Source organism: Enterococcus sp. 5B3_DIV0040 (assembly GCF_002140755.1).
GTDB lineage: Bacteria > Bacillota > Bacilli > Lactobacillales > Enterococcaceae > Enterococcus_D > Enterococcus_D casseliflavus.
In genome coordinates this window covers 278,495-296,085 of record NZ_NGLC01000002.1, presented here as the reverse complement: position 1 = coordinate 296,085, position 17,591 = coordinate 278,495, and the positions used below count along the sequence as shown (strand labels likewise).

Annotated in this window: 21 protein-coding genes; 17 read left to right on the top strand and 4 right to left on the bottom strand. The window is 43.7% G+C overall.

Features of this window, described 5'->3' with window-relative positions; genetic code table 11:
* The first annotated feature begins 71 nt into the window (after positions 1–71).
* From rpmH to jag, 4 genes are all read left to right on the top strand, one after another.
* A complete protein-coding gene (rpmH, locus tag A5883_RS13700) occupies positions 72–206 on the top strand; it encodes a 50S ribosomal protein L34 (RefSeq protein ID WP_002356012.1) in 135 nt (44 codons plus the stop codon).
* A gap of 147 nt (positions 207–353) precedes the next feature.
* Positions 354–689: a ribonuclease P protein component gene (gene rnpA, locus A5883_RS13695; RefSeq protein WP_086338855.1), complete on the top strand. Its 336-nt coding sequence runs from the start codon at positions 354–356 to the stop codon at positions 687–689.
* Positions 690–707: 18 nt separating this feature from the next.
* Positions 708–1,532 carry a YidC/Oxa1 family membrane protein insertase gene (locus tag A5883_RS13690; protein ID WP_010748469.1) on the top strand — a complete coding sequence of 275 codons (825 nt, stop codon included), beginning with the start codon at positions 708–710 and terminating at the stop codon, positions 1,530–1,532.
* A 17-nt stretch (positions 1,533–1,549) separates the two neighbouring features.
* Complete coding sequence (gene jag, locus A5883_RS13685) at positions 1,550–2,308, top strand: RNA-binding cell elongation regulator Jag/EloR (RefSeq protein WP_086338854.1); 759 nt, start codon at positions 1,550–1,552, stop codon at positions 2,306–2,308.
* A gap of 204 nt (positions 2,309–2,512) precedes the next feature.
* Here jag and A5883_RS13680 read toward each other — a convergent pair whose 3' ends face one another.
* Positions 2,513–2,842, bottom strand: a complete 330-nt coding sequence (locus A5883_RS13680; protein ID WP_005226284.1) for a heavy metal-binding domain-containing protein — start codon at positions 2,840–2,842, stop codon at positions 2,513–2,515.
* 238 nt (positions 2,843–3,080) lie between these two features.
* Here A5883_RS13680 and mnmE point away from each other — a divergent pair, with 238 nt between their 5' ends.
* Together mnmE and mnmG are read left to right on the top strand one after the other, a co-directional pair.
* On the top strand, positions 3,081–4,478 hold the full coding sequence (gene mnmE / locus A5883_RS13675; protein ID WP_086338853.1) for a tRNA uridine-5-carboxymethylaminomethyl(34) synthesis GTPase MnmE: 1,398 nt from the start codon (positions 3,081–3,083) through the stop codon (positions 4,476–4,478).
* A gap of 33 nt (positions 4,479–4,511) precedes the next feature.
* A complete protein-coding gene (gene mnmG, locus A5883_RS13670; RefSeq protein WP_086338852.1) occupies positions 4,512–6,404 on the top strand; it encodes a tRNA uridine-5-carboxymethylaminomethyl(34) synthesis enzyme MnmG in 1,893 nt (630 codons plus the stop codon).
* Between the two features lie 105 nt (positions 6,405–6,509).
* Here mnmG and A5883_RS13665 read toward each other — a convergent pair whose 3' ends face one another.
* From A5883_RS13665 to A5883_RS13650, 3 genes are all read right to left on the bottom strand, one after another.
* Positions 6,510–7,028 carry a helix-turn-helix domain-containing protein gene (locus A5883_RS13665; RefSeq protein WP_005226263.1) on the bottom strand — a complete coding sequence of 173 codons (519 nt, stop codon included), beginning with the start codon at positions 7,026–7,028 and terminating at the stop codon, positions 6,510–6,512.
* A gap of 16 nt (positions 7,029–7,044) precedes the next feature.
* The gene (locus A5883_RS13660; protein WP_060791704.1) at positions 7,045–7,512 is read right to left on the bottom strand and encodes a DUF5626 family protein; all 468 of its coding nucleotides are present in this window, start codon (positions 7,510–7,512) and stop codon (positions 7,045–7,047) included.
* Positions 7,513–7,851: 339 nt separating this feature from the next.
* Positions 7,852–8,304 (bottom strand): DUF2188 domain-containing protein, encoded by a 453-nt coding sequence (locus tag A5883_RS13650; protein WP_005226261.1) that lies wholly within the window; start codon positions 8,302–8,304, stop codon positions 7,852–7,854.
* A gap of 256 nt (positions 8,305–8,560) precedes the next feature.
* On the opposite strand from A5883_RS13650, the gene A5883_RS13645 reads away from it, so the two are divergent.
* From A5883_RS13645 to guaB, 11 genes are all read left to right on the top strand, one after another.
* Positions 8,561–9,454: an SDR family oxidoreductase gene (locus tag A5883_RS13645; protein ID WP_005226260.1), complete on the top strand. Its 894-nt coding sequence runs from the start codon at positions 8,561–8,563 to the stop codon at positions 9,452–9,454.
* A gap of 38 nt (positions 9,455–9,492) precedes the next feature.
* A complete protein-coding gene (amaP, locus tag A5883_RS13640) occupies positions 9,493–10,062 on the top strand; it encodes an alkaline shock response membrane anchor protein AmaP (RefSeq protein WP_005226259.1) in 570 nt (189 codons plus the stop codon).
* A 7-nt stretch (positions 10,063–10,069) separates the two neighbouring features.
* The gene (locus tag A5883_RS13635) at positions 10,070–10,261 is read left to right on the top strand and encodes a DUF2273 domain-containing protein (protein ID WP_005226258.1); all 192 of its coding nucleotides are present in this window, start codon (positions 10,070–10,072) and stop codon (positions 10,259–10,261) included.
* A gap of 25 nt (positions 10,262–10,286) precedes the next feature.
* On the top strand, positions 10,287–11,057 hold the full coding sequence (locus tag A5883_RS13630) for an Asp23/Gls24 family envelope stress response protein (protein WP_010748461.1): 771 nt from the start codon (positions 10,287–10,289) through the stop codon (positions 11,055–11,057).
* A 296-nt stretch (positions 11,058–11,353) separates the two neighbouring features.
* The gene (rsmG, locus tag A5883_RS13625; RefSeq protein WP_086338850.1) at positions 11,354–12,070 is read left to right on the top strand and encodes a 16S rRNA (guanine(527)-N(7))-methyltransferase RsmG; all 717 of its coding nucleotides are present in this window, start codon (positions 11,354–11,356) and stop codon (positions 12,068–12,070) included.
* Between the two features lie 11 nt (positions 12,071–12,081).
* The gene (locus tag A5883_RS13620) at positions 12,082–12,846 is read left to right on the top strand and encodes a ParA family protein (RefSeq protein WP_005226255.1); all 765 of its coding nucleotides are present in this window, start codon (positions 12,082–12,084) and stop codon (positions 12,844–12,846) included.
* Complete coding sequence (locus A5883_RS13615) at positions 12,836–13,726, top strand: ParB/RepB/Spo0J family partition protein (RefSeq protein ID WP_005226254.1); 891 nt, start codon at positions 12,836–12,838, stop codon at positions 13,724–13,726. The genes A5883_RS13620 and A5883_RS13615 overlap by 11 nt, the downstream gene beginning before the upstream one ends.
* A gap of 10 nt (positions 13,727–13,736) precedes the next feature.
* Positions 13,737–13,925 carry a DUF951 domain-containing protein gene (locus tag A5883_RS13610; protein WP_005226253.1) on the top strand — a complete coding sequence of 63 codons (189 nt, stop codon included), beginning with the start codon at positions 13,737–13,739 and terminating at the stop codon, positions 13,923–13,925.
* Positions 13,926–13,933: 8 nt separating this feature from the next.
* A complete protein-coding gene (gene ychF / locus A5883_RS13605) occupies positions 13,934–15,034 on the top strand; it encodes a redox-regulated ATPase YchF (protein WP_005226252.1) in 1,101 nt (366 codons plus the stop codon).
* Between the two features lie 71 nt (positions 15,035–15,105).
* Entirely contained in the window at positions 15,106–15,798 is a 693-nt protein-coding gene (locus A5883_RS13600; RefSeq protein WP_005226251.1) for a DUF1129 domain-containing protein, read from the top strand.
* Positions 15,799–16,000: 202 nt separating this feature from the next.
* Positions 16,001–17,485: an IMP dehydrogenase gene (gene guaB, locus A5883_RS13595; protein WP_005226250.1), complete on the top strand. Its 1,485-nt coding sequence runs from the start codon at positions 16,001–16,003 to the stop codon at positions 17,483–17,485.
* The last annotated feature ends 106 nt before the right edge of the window (positions 17,486–17,591 follow it).

The following is a 17,591-nucleotide window of genomic DNA, read 5'->3' as shown; positions in this document are numbered from 1 at the left end:
AGTACTTGACTCGTTATACTATCAAAGTATGTCTGTGCGCATAAGCATTATCCTGATGGAGGTGGAAATAAATGAAAAGAACGTATCAACCAAATAAACGTAAACGTCAAAAAGTTCACGGATTCCGTAAACGTATGAGTACAAAAAATGGACGTCGTGTTTTAGCTAGCCGTCGTCGTAAAGGCAGAAAGGTTATTTCTGCGTAAGCCACTGAATGCCAGTGGTTTTTTTTTATGCCGTTTTTGCGGAATATAGTGTCTGACTTTTGGCAAATATGGTATTATTGACAGGTGAGTGGTTACGGATTCAATCCGTTTCGCGAAGCTTAATTGAAAGAAGTGAAGGAACCGAAGATGAGAAAATCCTATCGAGTAAAAACAGAGCAAGATTTTCAAAAAGTTTTTCAGGCAGGAAATTCTTTTGCAAATCGGAAGTTCGTGGTGTATGTCTTACCTAAAGAGCAATCACATTTTCGAGTTGGTTTATCTGTAGGGAAAAAAGTCGGTAATGCAGTGAAGCGAAATGAGATCAAGCGCAAGATCCGTGCATGTTTAACGGAAATGAAGCCGCGAATCGAACCAGCGGTCGATTTCATCGTGATCGCCCGTCCAAGTATCGCCACTTGTTCCTCAAAGGAAATCTACTCGAATTTAGAGCATGTCTTAAAACTTGCCAAAATTATTCATTAATGGAAAGGAATTAGTTACGTGAAAAAAGGGAAACGCGTCTTACTATTTTTGGGAGTTCTCTCATTAGTAGTTGTCTTATCTGCCTGCGGTGCAACAGGTGAAGTAAATGCACAAAGTACTGGTCTATGGGACCGTTACATCGTTTATTATTTTGCAGAGGCGATCAAAGCCCTCTCCTTCGGCAATGCCGGGATCGGGATTATCCTCTTTACATTGATCATTCGGGTCATTTTGATGCCGTTGATGCACTTCCAAACCAAAAGCATGCGCAAAACGCAAGAATTACAACCGAAGTTAAAAGCGCTGCAGCAGCAATATGCGTCAAAAGATACAGAAACACAAAGCAAGTTAAAAGAAGAAACACAACGTTTGTATGCGGAAAACAATGTCAATCCTTATGCCGGCTGTCTACCATTATTGGTACAAATGCCGATTTTGATGGCCTTGTGGCAATCGATCTCACGGGTTCCTGCTCTGCAAGAAGGAAAATTCTTATGGCTGCAGCTGGGTGATCGTGACCCATACTTCATCTTGCCGATTTTAGCGGCGCTCTTTACTTTTGCAAGTACCTACTTATCAAGTATGAGCCAAGTGGAATCAAATGCGAGTCTGAAAATCATGAATTTCGCTATGCCGATGATGATCTTACTGATGGGGATCAACATTGCCAGTGGTCTTTCCTTGTACTGGGTCGTTTCCAATGCATTCCAAGTTGTGCAAACAATGATCTTAAATAACCCATTCAAGATTCGCCAAGAAAGAGAAGAAGCTGCCCGCAAAGAACGCGAGCGTGAACGTGCGCTGAAAAAAGCAATGAGTCCTAAAAAGAAACGGAAAAAATAAGAGGAGGTTGCACTGCAATGCCGATTTATGAAAATCTGACAGTAGATGAAGCAATTCAAGAGGGATTGCAAGTCCTTGGTATCACCAAAGATCAAGCAATAATCGAAGTCCTGGATGAAGGAAAAAAAGGCTTCTTGGGTCTAGGAAAAAAACAAGCACGGGTCTCCATTGAAAAACGAATCGTTGAAGAACCGGCACCCGTTGAAGAAGTACCAGCAAAACCGCTGGTAGAACCAGATCCTGTGACGACAGAGGATGCAAGCAGTGTGATAGAAGCAGCAGCGAGCGAACCTGTTTTGCTGACGGATCTTTCAGATGAGGAAGCGCTGGCTCAGCTGGGACTCTATCTGACAAATATTTCAAAAGCATTGAATGCACCCGCCTTAGTAAAAACCGCTCGTCAAGACGGCGTGGTCGTCTTTCATTTAGAAACGCAAAAACAAGGCATTTTGATTGGGAAGCACGGCAAAACCTTGAATGCACTGCAATATTTGGCGCAAGTGTATATTCACCGCATCGCGAAAAACAAATTGTCGATTGTAGTGAATGTCGGAGATTACCGTGAAAAACGTCAAGCGATCTTAGAACGTTTGGCTAGCCGTACTGCTGAAAAAGTCAAACGAACAGGCCGCCCAGTCTTTTTAGAACCGATGCCGGCGTTTGAAAGAAAGCAGATCCATTCAGTTTTGAGTAAAGATGCGTATGTTCAAACTCATTCTGAAGGGGATGAACCGTATCGCTACTTAGTAGTGGAACCTGCGGACAAACGAATTTAATGAAAAAAGGGAAAGGCGGTCTGACAAGCCTTTCCCTTTTTTGATGGGAAAAAGCGATTGACAACAAATTTAAAACCAAGTATCCTTGACTAGAAATCATTCTTATCAAAGTCAACATACGTTACGTAGGTCAGCCTTTGGTATCAAAAAAGAGTCCGTATGCCGCGGACTCTTTTTTGTATTTTTCTTTGATGATAGAGGCAATTAGCCGCCGATGGTTGATTGAGTAAATTGAACCACTGTACCATAGGCAAAGATCTCAAGGTAGGTTTTGTCGCCTTCGACGATGCGGTCATGTTCGAAATGACAGTTGATCACTGCATTCGCTCCGTAGCTGTGGGCGGTTTCTTTTAAGCGATAGGTCACATCTGCCAACAGATCGTTCAAATTCACAGATGTATCAAATAGATCTACTTCGATTTTGTCTGCCGCAAAGACGATATCCCGCACGACGTAAGGCCGATTCACGTTTCCTGTCGATAAAATGATTTCTTTAATGCGAGCAGCGCTGTTTGATGATTTGATGGTTTCCATAATAGATCCCTCTTTTCTTATTCTTTGCTTTTATTTTAAAGGTTTTTGCGGACAGATGCAAAATTTAAAAGTTTTTGAAGGAAGCTTGCGACTCACGCAAAAATGTGCTAATCTATTTCCAGAATTTAATTGACAAGCAGTCAAAGTGCTAAGTCTACTCGTTTTTATTGATTTTCAATCAATTTGACGGGTGGAGTGGGCACTTTTTTTATGTGAAAAAATAGGAGGAGCAAGCAACATGGTGAATATAACGCAAGAATTTGATACGATTGCCGCGATTTCCACCCCGCCAGGCGAAGGGGCCATCAGTATTGTGCGATTAAGCGGGGAAGAAGCGATCGCAATTGCGGATCGGATTTTTCAAGCAGGCACTAAAACCCTCGCCCAAGTCCCTAGTCATACGATCCATTATGGTCATATCGTGGACCCAGAAGAAAACCGTTTGATGGATGAAGTGATGCTATCAGTGATGAAAAAGCCGCGGACCTTTACCCGAGAAGATGTCGTCGAGATCAACTGCCACGGCGGGATCGTTGTCGTCAATCAACTCTTGCAGCTGGTTTTACGACAAGGCGCACGGTTGGCTGAGCCGGGAGAATTCACCAAGCGGGCCTTTTTAAACGGACGGGTTGACCTTTCTCAAGCCGAGGCGGTGATGGACTTGATTCGTGCCAAGACCGATAAGGCGATGAATCTCGCTGTCAATCAGCTGGATGGCAATCTTTCCCACTTGATTCGGACTTTACGCCAAGAGATTTTAGAGACGCTGGCACAAGTTGAAGTGAATATCGATTACCCTGAATACGATGATGTGGAAGAATTGACGACCCGCTTATTGTTAGAAAAAGCCACGATGGTCAAAGGGCAGATCCAAGCCTTATTAGCGACTGCCCAACAAGGAAAAATTTTGCGAGAAGGTTTGAGTACTGCGATCATCGGTCGGCCGAATGTCGGTAAATCCAGCTTATTGAACCATTTATTAAGGGAAGAAAAAGCCATCGTGACAGACATTGCTGGTACGACTCGAGATGTCATTGAAGAGTATGTCAATGTTCGCGGGGTACCGTTGAAACTGATCGATACGGCTGGTATCCGCGAAACAGAAGATGTCGTTGAGAAAATCGGGGTCGAACGCAGCCGCAAAGCATTGGCAGAAGCGGAGTTGATTTTGCTGGTTCTCAACCAAAGCGAAGGATTGACCCAGGAAGACAAACAATTGCTGGAGCTGACTGCTGGCAGCCGTCGGATCATCTTATTGAATAAGACCGACCTTGAGCCAAAATTAGCACCCGCTGAGCTAGCACAGTACGCAGCAGATGAACCGATTTTTTCTGTCTCTGTGTTGACGAGTGAAGGCTTGGACCAACTGGAACAAGCTATTGCCGATCTATTCTTTGGGGGCAAAACCACCGATAAGGATGCTTCCTATCTTTCTAACACCCGCCACATTGCCTTATTAGAAAATGCCGTTCAGTCGTTGTCTGAGGTCATCCAAGGGATCGAAGCAGGAATGCCTGTCGACTTGGTTCAAATCGATATGACACGCTGCTGGGACTATCTAGGGGAAGTTGTCGGCGACAGTGTCCAAGATGAGTTGATCACCCAATTGTTCAGTCAGTTTTGTTTAGGAAAATAAAGAATGCGCCACTGGCGTAAAAAGGAGAACACCATGCAAGAATATCAAGCAGAAAGTTATGACGTGATCGTTGTTGGTGCCGGCCATGCCGGATCAGAAGCTGCCTTAGCAGCCAGCCGAATGGGAGCAAGAACCCTCTTGCTGACCATCAACTTAGACATGGTCGCATTCATGCCTTGTAATCCCTCCGTCGGCGGACCAGCAAAAGGCGTCGTGGTGCGCGAAATCGATGCTTTAGGCGGAGAAATGGGCAAAAATATCGACAAAACCTACATCCAAATGCGGATGCTCAATACAGGAAAAGGTCCCGCTGTGCGGGCCTTGCGGGCGCAAGCCGATAAACATGCCTATGCGGCTGAAATGAAACGAACGATCGAAAAAGAAGCCAATCTGACACTGCGCCAAGGAATCGTTGAAAAGCTGATCGTTGAAGAAGGCGAATGCCGTGGCGTCGTGACCTCTACAGGCGCTCGTTACCAAGCCCAAGCTGTAGTGATCACTGCGGGAACAGCGTTGCGAGGAGAGATCATCATTGGAGAGTTGAAGTATTCTTCTGGACCAAACAACTCCCAGCCATCGATTGGACTAGCCGATCATTTGAAAGAGCTTGGCCTAGAGATCGCTCGTTTTAAAACCGGTACACCACCGCGGGTAAAATCCAGCACCATCAACTATGAGGTAACGGAGATCCAGCCTGGCGATGAACAACCGAATCACTTTAGTTACAGCACACCCGATGAAGCCTACAATCAAAACCAAGAACCTTGCTGGTTGACCTATACGAACGAAGGGACGCACCAAATCATCAACCAGAATTTACACCGGGCGCCGATGTTTACAGGGATCGTCGAAGGAGTAGGTGCCCGTTATTGCCCATCTATCGAAGACAAAATCGTGCGTTTTGCAGACAAATCTCGTCACCAACTGTTCTTGGAACCAGAAGGGTTGAACACCGAAGAAGTGTATGTTCAAGGGCTTTCTACTTCTATGCCAGAAGATGTCCAAGTCCAAATGCTGCATTCCATCGCAGGTTTAGAAAAAGCGGAAATGATGCGGACGGGTTACGCCATTGAATATGATGTCGTGGTGCCTCATCAATTGCGTCCAACATTAGAAACCAAAGTCATCGAAAACCTCTTTACGGCAGGACAAACCAACGGAACCAGCGGCTATGAAGAAGCGGCCGGTCAAGGCTTGATCGCAGGCATCAATGCCGCTTTGAAAATTCAAGGCAAAGATCCCTTCATTATGAAACGCAGCGACGGTTATATCGGTGTGATGATCGATGATTTGGTGACCAAAGGAACCAATGAACCTTACCGCTTATTGACCTCTCGTGCCGAATACCGCTTATTGCTGCGTCATGATAATGCGGATCTGCGTTTGACCGAAGTGGGACATCAAATCGGGCTCGTCCCAGAAGCACAATACGAAGCGTATGTAGCGAAAAAAGAAGCTGTTGAAGCAGAAATTAAACGTTTATCTAAGATCCGCATCAAACCAACGCCAGAAGTACAAGCGTATTTGACTGCTAAAGGGACGGCTACCTTGAAAGATGGCGTTTTAGCAAATGAATTCTTGCGTCGGCCTGAAGTGACGTATGCCGAAATGCTACAATTTATCGAAGCCAATGAAGCATTGAAGCCAAAAGAGATCGAACAAGTCGAGATCCAAATCAAATACGAAGGCTATATCAAAAAAGCTCTCGAAAAAGTGGAGAAACTCAAACGGATGGAAGCCAAACGCATTCCTGAAAACATCGACTATGCCGCTATCAATGGCTTGGCAACAGAAGCCAAACAAAAACTGCAAAAAATCCAACCCGAAACCATCGCCCAAGCGAGCCGTATCAGCGGAGTAAACCCAGCTGATATCAGTATTTTGATGGTGTATATCGAGCAAGGGAAGATTGCAAAGGTTAACTAAAGACGGTTAATATTCTTTGAAAAACCAATTTATAAATGGTAAATAGAGTGTCAAAAGCCCGCTGCGAAAACAATTCGCAGCGGGCTTTTTGTCTTAATAATAAAGTTATTCCACTTTTTCAATCGTAGTGGTTCCCCAATTCATGATGTTGCTGAGATGGACATAGCCATCGTACAAATTCAAGAAAATCGAGAAGGCACAGACGATATAGATCAATACATAAAAATTATTGGCTTTTTTGTTACGCCATAAAACAAAGCCATCTAAGATCAGTCCTAAAGGAAAAAGAAAGGAGCCGATTCCAGCTAACAGTAGCAAGAGGAGACTTTCATCTTTATCTGCTGCCATCGTTCTTTGGAGTAACGACAATTTTTCTTTCTTGTCGTTGATTTCTTGATTGTTGGTTTCGATCCGCTCTTTTAAGGCTTCGTTCTCACGTAAAAGCTCATCAATCGAGACTTGGTAGAGATCGCTCAACAAAATCAAATTCTCAATATCTGGATAGCCGCGCCCATTTTCCCATTTTGAAATCGACTGGCGTGAAATCTGTAATTTTTCTGCGACTGCTGTTTGCGACAATCCGGAAGACTCGCGACAGCTTTTTAATTGTTCTGCTAAAGCCAATGTATGCTCCTATCTGCTATTTAACAACTAGCTTCCCATTTGAGATCGTGGTTACGACACTCCCATTGGTAGTGATTATACCTGCTTTTTGCTTAAACGTACAGGTGGCTTTGGTGGACGTGTGAGTTAATGAACTAGAAGTGATACTTCCTCTGTGAGCAACTAAACTTAAATTCGAAGTGCCTGTAAATTGATTGCGGCTATTGACCGTTACATTATAACTAGCGGTCCAATTACCTGCGGATGTTTTTGACACACGATACGTTCCCGCTGCCAGATTTGCTCGGAATGACGGCAATTTTTCAATGGTCAAAATCACCTCGTTGCCTTCTTCATCTACCGTGATCAGCTGCTTATAGGGACTATCTGATGCTAAGTCATAAACGAGTTCAGGTTCTTCCACTGTCTGGGCGGCAGCTGGGAGAGCAAAGAGGAAACAAAGAAAAATAAACGGCACAAAAAATAATTTTTTCACAAACACCACTCCTTGTACTTTTAATAATTCAAGTATACAAGGTTTATTTAGTTAAAGAAAGCACAAGCTAGTTTACAGAGGTAACGGATGGTTCACAACTGTTGCTAGATCAGCATTTCATAGGCTTATTTTTTAGGATGTCGAGAAATTTTAAAAGTGATGGTTCATTCAAAAGGTCTTCGTTTTTTAGGTTTCTGACAACGAACTGCTGCTTTTTAAAAGAAACGGTTGCTTTAGTTTTAATCAAACCTAGCTGTGAAAGGAAACAAAAAAGCGAAAGAGTAGGCAACGTTTCGCGCCGATAAAACGACAAAGGTAAGACCTCCTTCCGCTTTTTTGCAGCCAATTTTATTCTCTCAAATCAATATCCTTTTGATGGTCGCCGTCTTTCTTATAAACGTTCACCACGGATTCTTTGTTTTCGGCGATTTCTTTGGCACGGGCGATGGCATCTGCTTTCTTGTCGAAATGATCACTGGCACGTTTCGCCCCTTTGGAACGGACTTGCCATTGGTCGTCTTCATACACAACTTCTACATCCGCATCCATTAATTTTTCCGCATTCTTATTGGTTTGATGGGTATCGTCTTTTTGCGGATTTTTTTCTTTCTGAAAAGCTTTCTTCTCCTCTTCATCTGCATTGTCATACCATTTTTCTGCTTGACTCGTGGCGATCGGGATTGCCCGATCATCCGAATAGCCATCGGCTAGCAGGGCATTGGCGATATCAATCGCTTTTTTACGAACTAAGGGGTCTAGATTCTTCATTGACGCAGGATAATCACGGACATTCCAAGGCATTCTTTGTTTCCTCCTTTTTCTTGATCCAAGGTCATTTTCTTAGGGGTTCCCTTTTACAGGTACTACCAGTTACTACTTATTAGTTTACCCCCTTCTATAAAAAAGGGAAATTATTTGATTTCTGGTCAAAAATGAGGGCACTTTCTTTTTTCATTTTCTAATAAACGATGATTTATTTTTGTTAACAAAGCGTTATATTTCCCAAAAAAAAATGAATGGTTTAGAATTTTATTATAGAGAAAAGGAGGACGTAAGAATGAGTGAACCTATTTTGACTGATCCACGGGAACTTTATCACACGGGTAAATACAGCAAACAGGAACAAGATACGCCTGCTTTACAAGAAGAAATGCGACCAAAACCTGATTGTGGTGAAGAATCTTATGAGGGAAGTCAGCAGTTAGAAAACCGGCGAGTACTGATCACCGGTGGGGATTCTGGGATCGGACGTGCAGCAGCGATTGCCTTCGCCCGTGAAGGAGCAGACATTGCCCTACACTTTTTCCCAGGAGAAGAAGAAGATGCCGAAGAAGTTGCAGGGTACATCAAAGAAGCTGGGCGCAAAGTGATTTTGCTCCCCTATGACCTGCGAGACGAAGCGGCACCACAAGAGATCGTTGACAAAGCGGTGGCAGCATTAGGTGGGTTAGATACATTAGTATTGAACGCAGCACAGCAAATCACGCGGCCATCGATTGCAGAATTACCGATTGAACAAGTGAAAGATACCTTTATGGTAAACATTATCTCCATGTTTGCATTAGTCAAAGCTGCTGAGCCGCACTTACCGGCTGGGGGAGCGATCGTGACAACGACTTCTGTCCAAGCCTTTAGTCCAAGTGCCCATTTAATGGATTATGCGGCAACCAAATCGGCGATCGCCAGTTTTACAGTCAGCTTGGCGAAACAATTTGCTGAAAAAGGAATTCGCGTCAATGGGGTAGCCCCAGGACCGATCTGGACACCATTACAGTTAGATCATGGCCAACCGCAAGACCAGCTGCCTGAATTTGGTCAGCAAGCGTTACTTGAGCGGGCAGGACAACCAGCTGAGCTGGCACCTGTCTATGTCTTTTTAGCTTCGAATAAAGCTAGCTATGTGACAGCACAGATTTATGGTGTTACCGGCGGAGAAGCCATCAACTTGTAAGCTTATCAAAAAATTGGAGAAAAAGGAGGAGGTGTCCTATGAGTAAAGGGTGGAAAATCGTATCAATCATCGTTTCGTTGATCTTTATCACTGTCTTATTACCAATCGTATTAATGAGTAATCCTTATATGCAGCTGCCATTTGGTTTGGACAGCAGAGGCAATGTCGTCACGTATTTCTTTGACAACTTGTTTATGCGTCAATATATGTTTTGGGTAGCTGTTGTCTTGATCGCCTTATTCTTGATCGTGATCTTAGTCGTGCTTTTTTATCCAAAAACCAAAACGACCTTTGTTTTGAAAGAGGATAAGGGCGCATTGACGATCGATAAGAAAGCAATCGAAGGACTTGTACGTACGAAAGTAAATGAAAAAGAATTTGTTGAAGGACCAAAAGTTCATGTCAAGGCGACCAAAAATCGAATTTTGATTAAAATCAAAGGACGCTTGAAACGGACGTCTGCCTTAGTCGGCAAAACCGAAAACTTAATGGCGGAAATCCAACAAGATGTCCAACGAGTGCTTGGTTCAAGTGAGAAAGTCAAAGTCGAAGTCAACTACGCGAATTTTGAACAAAATGAGACTCCGGAAAACCCGCGAGTAGAATAGGAGGGCTATGATGAACGAACTACAACAATACAAAATCCCATTGATTTTTGGAGCAATCGGCCTTGTTCTGGCTGTGTTGTTTGTAACGATCGGTTTTTTCAAAACATTGCTGATTCTACTCCTAACAGGTTTGGGTTTTGCGTTAGGATTGTATCTCCAACGTACCGGTATCATCGACGAATTTTTTAACCAACAATAACGCATTTTAATAGGAGGAATTTTTAATGAATAACGATAAAAACGAATTAAACAATGATAAAAAAGTCAGCGCACATCCAGATCCAGTGGTTCCTAACACCAATCATCAAGCAAATGAAAATGCGATTCCGATGACTGAAGCACCAGATCCAGTGGTACCAAATGCTGAAAAAGCAGTAGCAGGACAACAAAACGGACCAAAACCAGGGGATCATCCAGCACCAGGAAATCCAAATCCAGCAGGACATCATCCAGCACCGCCAAAACCTGGTCACAACGATTTTGAAGGACCAACTGGCGACGCACCTGTTCATGGTTCATTGACCTATGATGACAAAGTGATCCAAAAAATCATCGGGATCGCATTAGAACACGTGGATGGTCTGTTGACGGTCGATGGTGGTTTCTTCTCTAACATTGCGGAAAAATTAGTCAATACAGACAATGTGACTGCGGGTATCAATACCGAAGTAGGGAAAAAACAAGTAGCCGTTGATTTAGATATCGTGGTTGAATACGACCGCAACATCCCAGAAATCGCTGACCAAGTCAAAGAAGTCATCCAAAAAGAAGTAACGACAATGACCCAATTAGAAGTTATCGAAGTCAACATCAATGTTGTAGATGTAAAAACGATCGCTGAATACGAAGAGGAACAAGAAACGGTTCAAGACAAAGTATCGTCAGCTGCATCTAAAACCGGCGACTTTGCTTCACGTCAAACCAACAAAGCCAAACATGCGGCTTCCCGCGCGTCTGATCGTATCGAAGAATACAACGAGCCCCGGGTGAAATAAAAAGTTTCATATGAAACAAAAACAAGCATTGATCACAGGATCAATGCTTGTTTCTTTGAGAAAAAAGCTTACCAGGAGGGTTGGCAGCCTCGCTGGTCAAGGAAAAATGAAAAAAGTTTTTTGGATTGAAATGAGTATAATTCCTCTGCCTTAAACCAACCTTAAAGCCCCAGTTAAAAAATGGTAAATTCTCCTAGAAAGCAATGTCTGGCTATTGCATCACATTGCTTTTTGCGTTAAAGTAGGAACTAGTCTGTGAAACATTTTTCTGTTTCACAAAATAGAAAGGATTCGTTATGCTACCTGAAGAATTTCATGAAGAATTACGCAAAAACGGGATCGTTTTAACCGAAGAACAAATGGAAAAATTCGCTGTCTATTTCGAGCGTTTAGTCGAATGGAATCAGAAGATGAATCTAACCGCAATCACGGAAAAATCAGAAGTGTATTTGAAGCATTTCTACGATTCTGTTTCCTTAGCTTTTGAAACCGCCTTTGACCCGCAAAGTCATTTGTGTGATGTCGGTTCAGGTGCTGGCTTTCCAAGTATTCCACTAAAAATCGTGTTTCCTGAATTAGAAGTGACGATCGTCGACTCTTTAAATAAGCGCATCACCTTTTTACAAACCCTTGTGACGGATCTACAATTGGAAAATGTCCACTTGTACCATGACCGTGCAGAAACATTTGGTCAAAACCCGCAATTTCGTGGGCAATTCGATTATGTGACTGCTCGTGCGGTTGCCCGTTTGAATGTGTTAACGGAACTCTGTGTGCCATTGGTGAAAAAAGCAGGCTATTTTTATGCGCTCAAAGCTGCCAAAAGCGAGGAAGAACTGGTTGAAGCCAAACCAGCCATCTCACTCTTAGGCGGCAAATTTATTGAAGAAAAAAGCTTTACCTTACCGGTCAGCGGCGATGAACGCCATCTTTTGATCATTCAAAAGAAAAAAGAAACGCCAAAGAAATACCCCCGCAACCCGGGAATGCCAGCGAAACAACCAATTAAATAGGAGGAAAATCAATGGCCCGTATTATTTCTGTTGCAAACCAAAAAGGCGGCGTAGGCAAAACCACCACAACGGTGAACCTAGGTGCGTCCTTAGCATTTGTCGGCAAAAAAGTGTTACTCGTAGATATTGATGCCCAAGGCAACGCCACAAGCGGTGTCGGCATTCGCAAACCAGATGTGGAACAAGACATCTATGATGTATTAGTCAATGAAACACCGATCGTTGAAGCGATTTTACCTAGCAGCCGAGAAAACTTGGATATCGTTCCAGCGACGATCCAATTAGCTGGTGCGGAAATTGAATTGACCTCCATGATGGCACGGGAATCTCGATTGAAATCGGCTTTGAATGAAATCAAAGAACAATATGATTATATCTTTATCGATTGTCCGCCATCTTTAGGTCATTTGACGATCAATGCCTTTACCGCCAGTGATTCGATTTTGATCCCAGTCCAATGTGAGTACTATGCATTAGAAGGGCTGAGCCAACTATTGAATACCGTGCGTTTAGTGCAAAAACATTTTAACCCTGAGTTAGAGATCGAAGGGGTCTTACTGACGATGTATGATGCCCGCACGAACTTAGGCGCGGAAGTCGTGGAAGAAGTCCGCCGCTATTTCCAAGAAAAAGTATATGAAACCATTATTCCGCGGAATATCCGGTTGTCTGAAGCACCTAGTCATGGATTGTCGATCATTGATTATGATCCACGCTCAAAAGGAGCCGAAGTCTATCAGACGTTAGCAAAGGAAGTGTTAGCCCGTGAAGAATAAAGGGAAAGGATTAGGGCGTGGGATCGATGCGTTGTTTCAAGACCTGCAAGGGTTAGAAGAAGTCGATATCAAGACAGAAAAAGTCGTTGAACTGCCTTTAAACGAATTAAGACCCAACCCTTATCAACCGCGAAAAACCTTTGATGAGCTTTCATTACAAGAACTAGCCAATTCGATCCAGCATTCGGGGGTCTTTCAACCGATCATCGTGCGGCAATCATCCGTCAAAGGCTATGAGATCATTGCTGGTGAACGCCGGTTTCGAGCATCCAAACTAGCTGGCAAGGAAACGATCCCAGCCATCATCCGCAATTTTGATGAAGAAGCGATGATGCAAGTCGCCGTTTTAGAAAACTTGCAGCGGGAAGATTTGAATCCTTTAGAAGAAGCAGAAGCCTATGACATGCTGATGAAGAACTTGAAATTGACCCAAGCACAAGTCGCTGAACGCTTAGGGAAGAGCCGCCCGTATATCGCCAATTATTTGCGGTTACTGTCCTTGCCGAAACTCGTCAAAGAAATGGTTCAAGATGACCGTTTGTCTATGGGGCAAGCCCGGACATTATTAGGCTTGAAAAATAAAGAACAGATCTTAAAATTAGCCAATCGTTGTGTCAAAGAAAATCTGACAGTCCGCCAATTAGAACAAATGGTCGCTGAGATGAACGACACGAAAAACGAAAAGAAAAAAGTTCCGCGTCTGATTCGGGAAAAACCGTACTATTTACGAGAAAGCGAAGAACGGTTGATGGATAAATTCGGCACGAATGTCGAGATCCGCGAAAAAGAAGGCAAAGGCAAAATCGAGATCGAATACCTGTCACAAAAAGATTTAACCCGTATTTTAGATTTATTGAACATTCAATTTGATGAAGCTTGAGGTGATAAAGATGTATGATCTTGGGGATATTGTCGAAATGAAAAAACCGCATGCCTGCAAAGCCAATCGTTGGGAAATCATCCGCATGGGGGCAGACATCAAAATAAAGTGTACGAATTGCGGCCACATCGTCATGATGACGCGCCGAGAATTTGATAAAAAGATGAAGAAAATCCTAGAAAAAAAAGAGAAAGAGTGAAGTGAAGCATGGCGTTAACTGCCGGAATCGTTGGATTGCCAAATGTGGGCAAATCTACTTTATTTAATGCAATAACCAAAGCAGGAGCAGAAGCCGCAAACTATCCGTTTGCGACGATCGATCCGAATGTAGGAATGGTGGAAGTGCCAGATTGGCGCTTACAGCGTTTAACAGAATTAGTCCGTCCGAAAAAGACAGTCCCAACCACCTTTGAATTTACGGATATTGCCGGAATCGTCCGCGGTGCCAGCAAAGGGGAAGGATTAGGTAACCAATTTTTGAGCCATATCCGCCAAGTGGATGCGATCTGTCATGTCGTTCGTTGTTTCGACGACGACAACATCACCCACGTGGAAGGCCGCGTGGACCCATTAGCTGATATCGACACCATCAACTTGGAGTTGGTTTTAGCAGATTTAGAATCCGTCAACAAGCGCTATACTCGGGTCGCAAAAATTGCCAAAACCAAAGACAAAGATGCGGTTGCGGAATTGGCCGTTCTTGATAAAATCAAACCGGTCCTAGAAGAAGGGATCTCTGCTCGTTCGATCGAATTTACAGATGAAGAACAGCGCATCGTCAAAAGTTTGTTTTTACTAACGACCAAACCAGTCTTATACGTTGCCAACGTAGCAGAAGAAGACGTGGCAGACTATGAAACCAATGACTATGTCAACAAAGTGAAGGAATTTGCAGCGAGCGAAAATGCGGAAGTGATCGTCATCAGTGCTCGTGCCGAAGAAGAGATCGCTGAGCTGGAAGAAGAAGACAAAGCAGAGTTTTTAGAAGCATTAGGAATTGAAGAATCAGGGTTGGATCAATTGATTCGTGCTGCCTATGATTTACTGGGTCTAGCAACGTACTTTACCGCTGGTGAACAAGAAGTGCGTGCGTGGACGTTCCGTAAAGGCATCAAAGCACCGCAAGCAGCGGGGATCATCCATACGGACTTTGAGCGCGGCTTTATTCGTGCGGAAACTGTTTCCTTTGAAGATCTGAACCAATACGGCACGATGCAAGCGGCCAAAGAAGCCGGTCGGGTACGTTTGGAAGGAAAAGATTATGTCGTGCAAGATGGCGACGTGATGTTGTTCCGTTTTAACGTATAAAGGGCTTTCTTCCCAGTGAATTTGTGGTAAAATGTCCATTGTGAAGAAAACGCAGAAGGGAGAATCAATTCATGGAACCAGAAACTCTGCGAAATTATGTTTCCGAAAATCGTGAATTAGAACAACAATTAACAAAACGAAACCAACAATATATATTTGATTTAAAAAAATCGCTAGAGGCAGCCAACCTTTCTGAAGAAGAAAAAACGATTGCCTTGCATGAGATGCTGCCGGTCTTAGTCAAAGAACAAAAAGGCGGCAAAACAGCCCGCCAATTATTTGGTACAGTGTCTGAACGCACCGAAGCCATCATCAACAAACCCGTTGAGCAAAAAGAATCCGGCCCCTTCTTGATGTGGTTGGATAACACCTTGCTGATTTTAGGGATCTTTGGCTTGATGTTAGGGGTTATGGGAATCTTTACTAGAGGTCAAGCACAACCTTATGGCTTATTGACCCTCTTCTTGATGGCGATGCTTGCTGGTTGGGTCTTCTACTTGATGTACAAATACATGTATCAATATGAACGCCCAGGTGCCGATAAGAGCAAACGGCCGAAGATGTGGAAGATCATTTTGATTTTAGTCGCAGCCTTCATGCTATGGATCGTTGTGATCTCGCTTTCTGCGATGATCCAACCACCATTGAATCCACAAGTGGACCCTGTGATCGAAGCCTTGATCGGGGCAGTGGCATTAGCAGCGAAGTACTACTTGAAACGCAAATACAATATCATCAGCAGTCTGTCTGTTCCTAGAGGCTGATGACTACACGTTGATCGTGCGCCTTCTTTTGTTAAAAAAGACCGCACGATCAGCGTGTTTTTTTAGAAAAAATGGCGAATTATGAGATTTAACCAAAGGTTTGAAGAGGATTATTAAGAAAGCTTTCCGAATGGTTGACTTATGAAAAAATCTTTGCTATTTTTTTTAAAATACCTAAAAACTTTAAGGAGTGGTTACAAAAATGTCCAACTGGGAAACCAAATTTGTAAAAAAAGGGTTAACGTTTGATGATGTCTTATTGATTCCGGCAGAAAGTCACGTCTTGCCAAATGACGTGGATATGAAAGTGCAGCTTGCCCCGAATATTACACTAAATATTCCAATCATAAGTGCCAGTATGGATACCGTAACTGATAGTAAAATGGCGATCTCAATGGCGCGTCAAGGCGGACTTGGCGTAATTCACAAAAACATGAGTATCGCAGCGCAAGCAGATGAAGTGCGCAAAGTAAAACGTTCTGAAAGCGGCGTGATCATCGATCCGTTTTTCTTAACACCAAGCCACTTAGTTGCTGATGCAGAACATTTGATGAGCAAGTACCGCATCAGCGGGGTACCGATCGTAGAAACGATGGAAAACCGCAAATTAGTCGGTATCATCACGAACCGCGACATGCGTTTTGTCACGGATTATACGATGCCGATCAATGATGTGATGACCAAAGACCAATTGATCACAGCACCTGTCGGTACGTCGTTGAAAGACGCTGAAAAAATCTTACAACAACACAAGATCGAAAAATTACCGATCGTTGATGAAGCAGGGATCTTAAGCGGTTTGATCACTATCAAAGATATTGAAAAAGTGATCGAATTCCCGAATGCAGCCAAAGACACGCATGGACGCCTATTAGTGGCAGCAGCAGTCGGTGTTACCAGCGATACCTTTGAGCGAGCACAAGCTTTATTGGATGCAGGCGTGGACGCGATCGTTATTGATACTGCCCACGGACACAGTGCGGGTGTTTTACGCAAAATCTCTGAAATTCGTGCGCATTTCCCAGAAGCGACATTGATTGCTGGAAATGTGGCCACTGCAGAAGGCACGAAAGCATTGTATGATGCTGGTGTAGATGTCGTAAAAGTCGGGATCGGTCCAGGCTCGATCTGTACCACTCGGGTGGTAGCCGGTGTCGGAGTTCCTCAATTGACCGCGATCTATGATGCAGCCTCTGTGGCACGTCAATACGGCAAAGCAATCATTGCCGATGGTGGGATCAAATACTCTGGGGATATCGTCAAAGCTTTAGCAGCTGGCGGACATGCCGTAATGCTAGGTAGCATGTTGGCAGGAACCGATGAATCACCAGGTGAATTTGAAATCTACCAAGGCCGTCGCTTCAAAACGTACCGCGGAATGGGTTCATTGGGGGCAATGGAAAAAGGCTCCAGCGACCGTTACTTCCAAGGTGGCGTAAACGAAGCCAACAAATTGGTTCCAGAAGGCATTGAAGGGCGTGTCGCTTATAAAGGCAGCGTTTCTGATATCATCTTCCAAATGATCGGCGGCTTGAAATCAGGGATGGGTTATGTCGGTGCTGGCAATCTACAGCAATTACGTGATGAAGCACAATTCATCCAAATGAGCGGCAACGGACTAAAAGAATCACATCCCCACGATGTTCAAATCACGAAAGAAGCACCAAACTACTCTGTAAAATCATAAAATGTTTCACGTGAAAACCAACACCCCCTCTGTTCAAAAGTGGACAGAGGGGATTATTTGTTCAAAAAAGGCCGTCACTCTCAGCTATCTGAAGCGACCCCCAAAA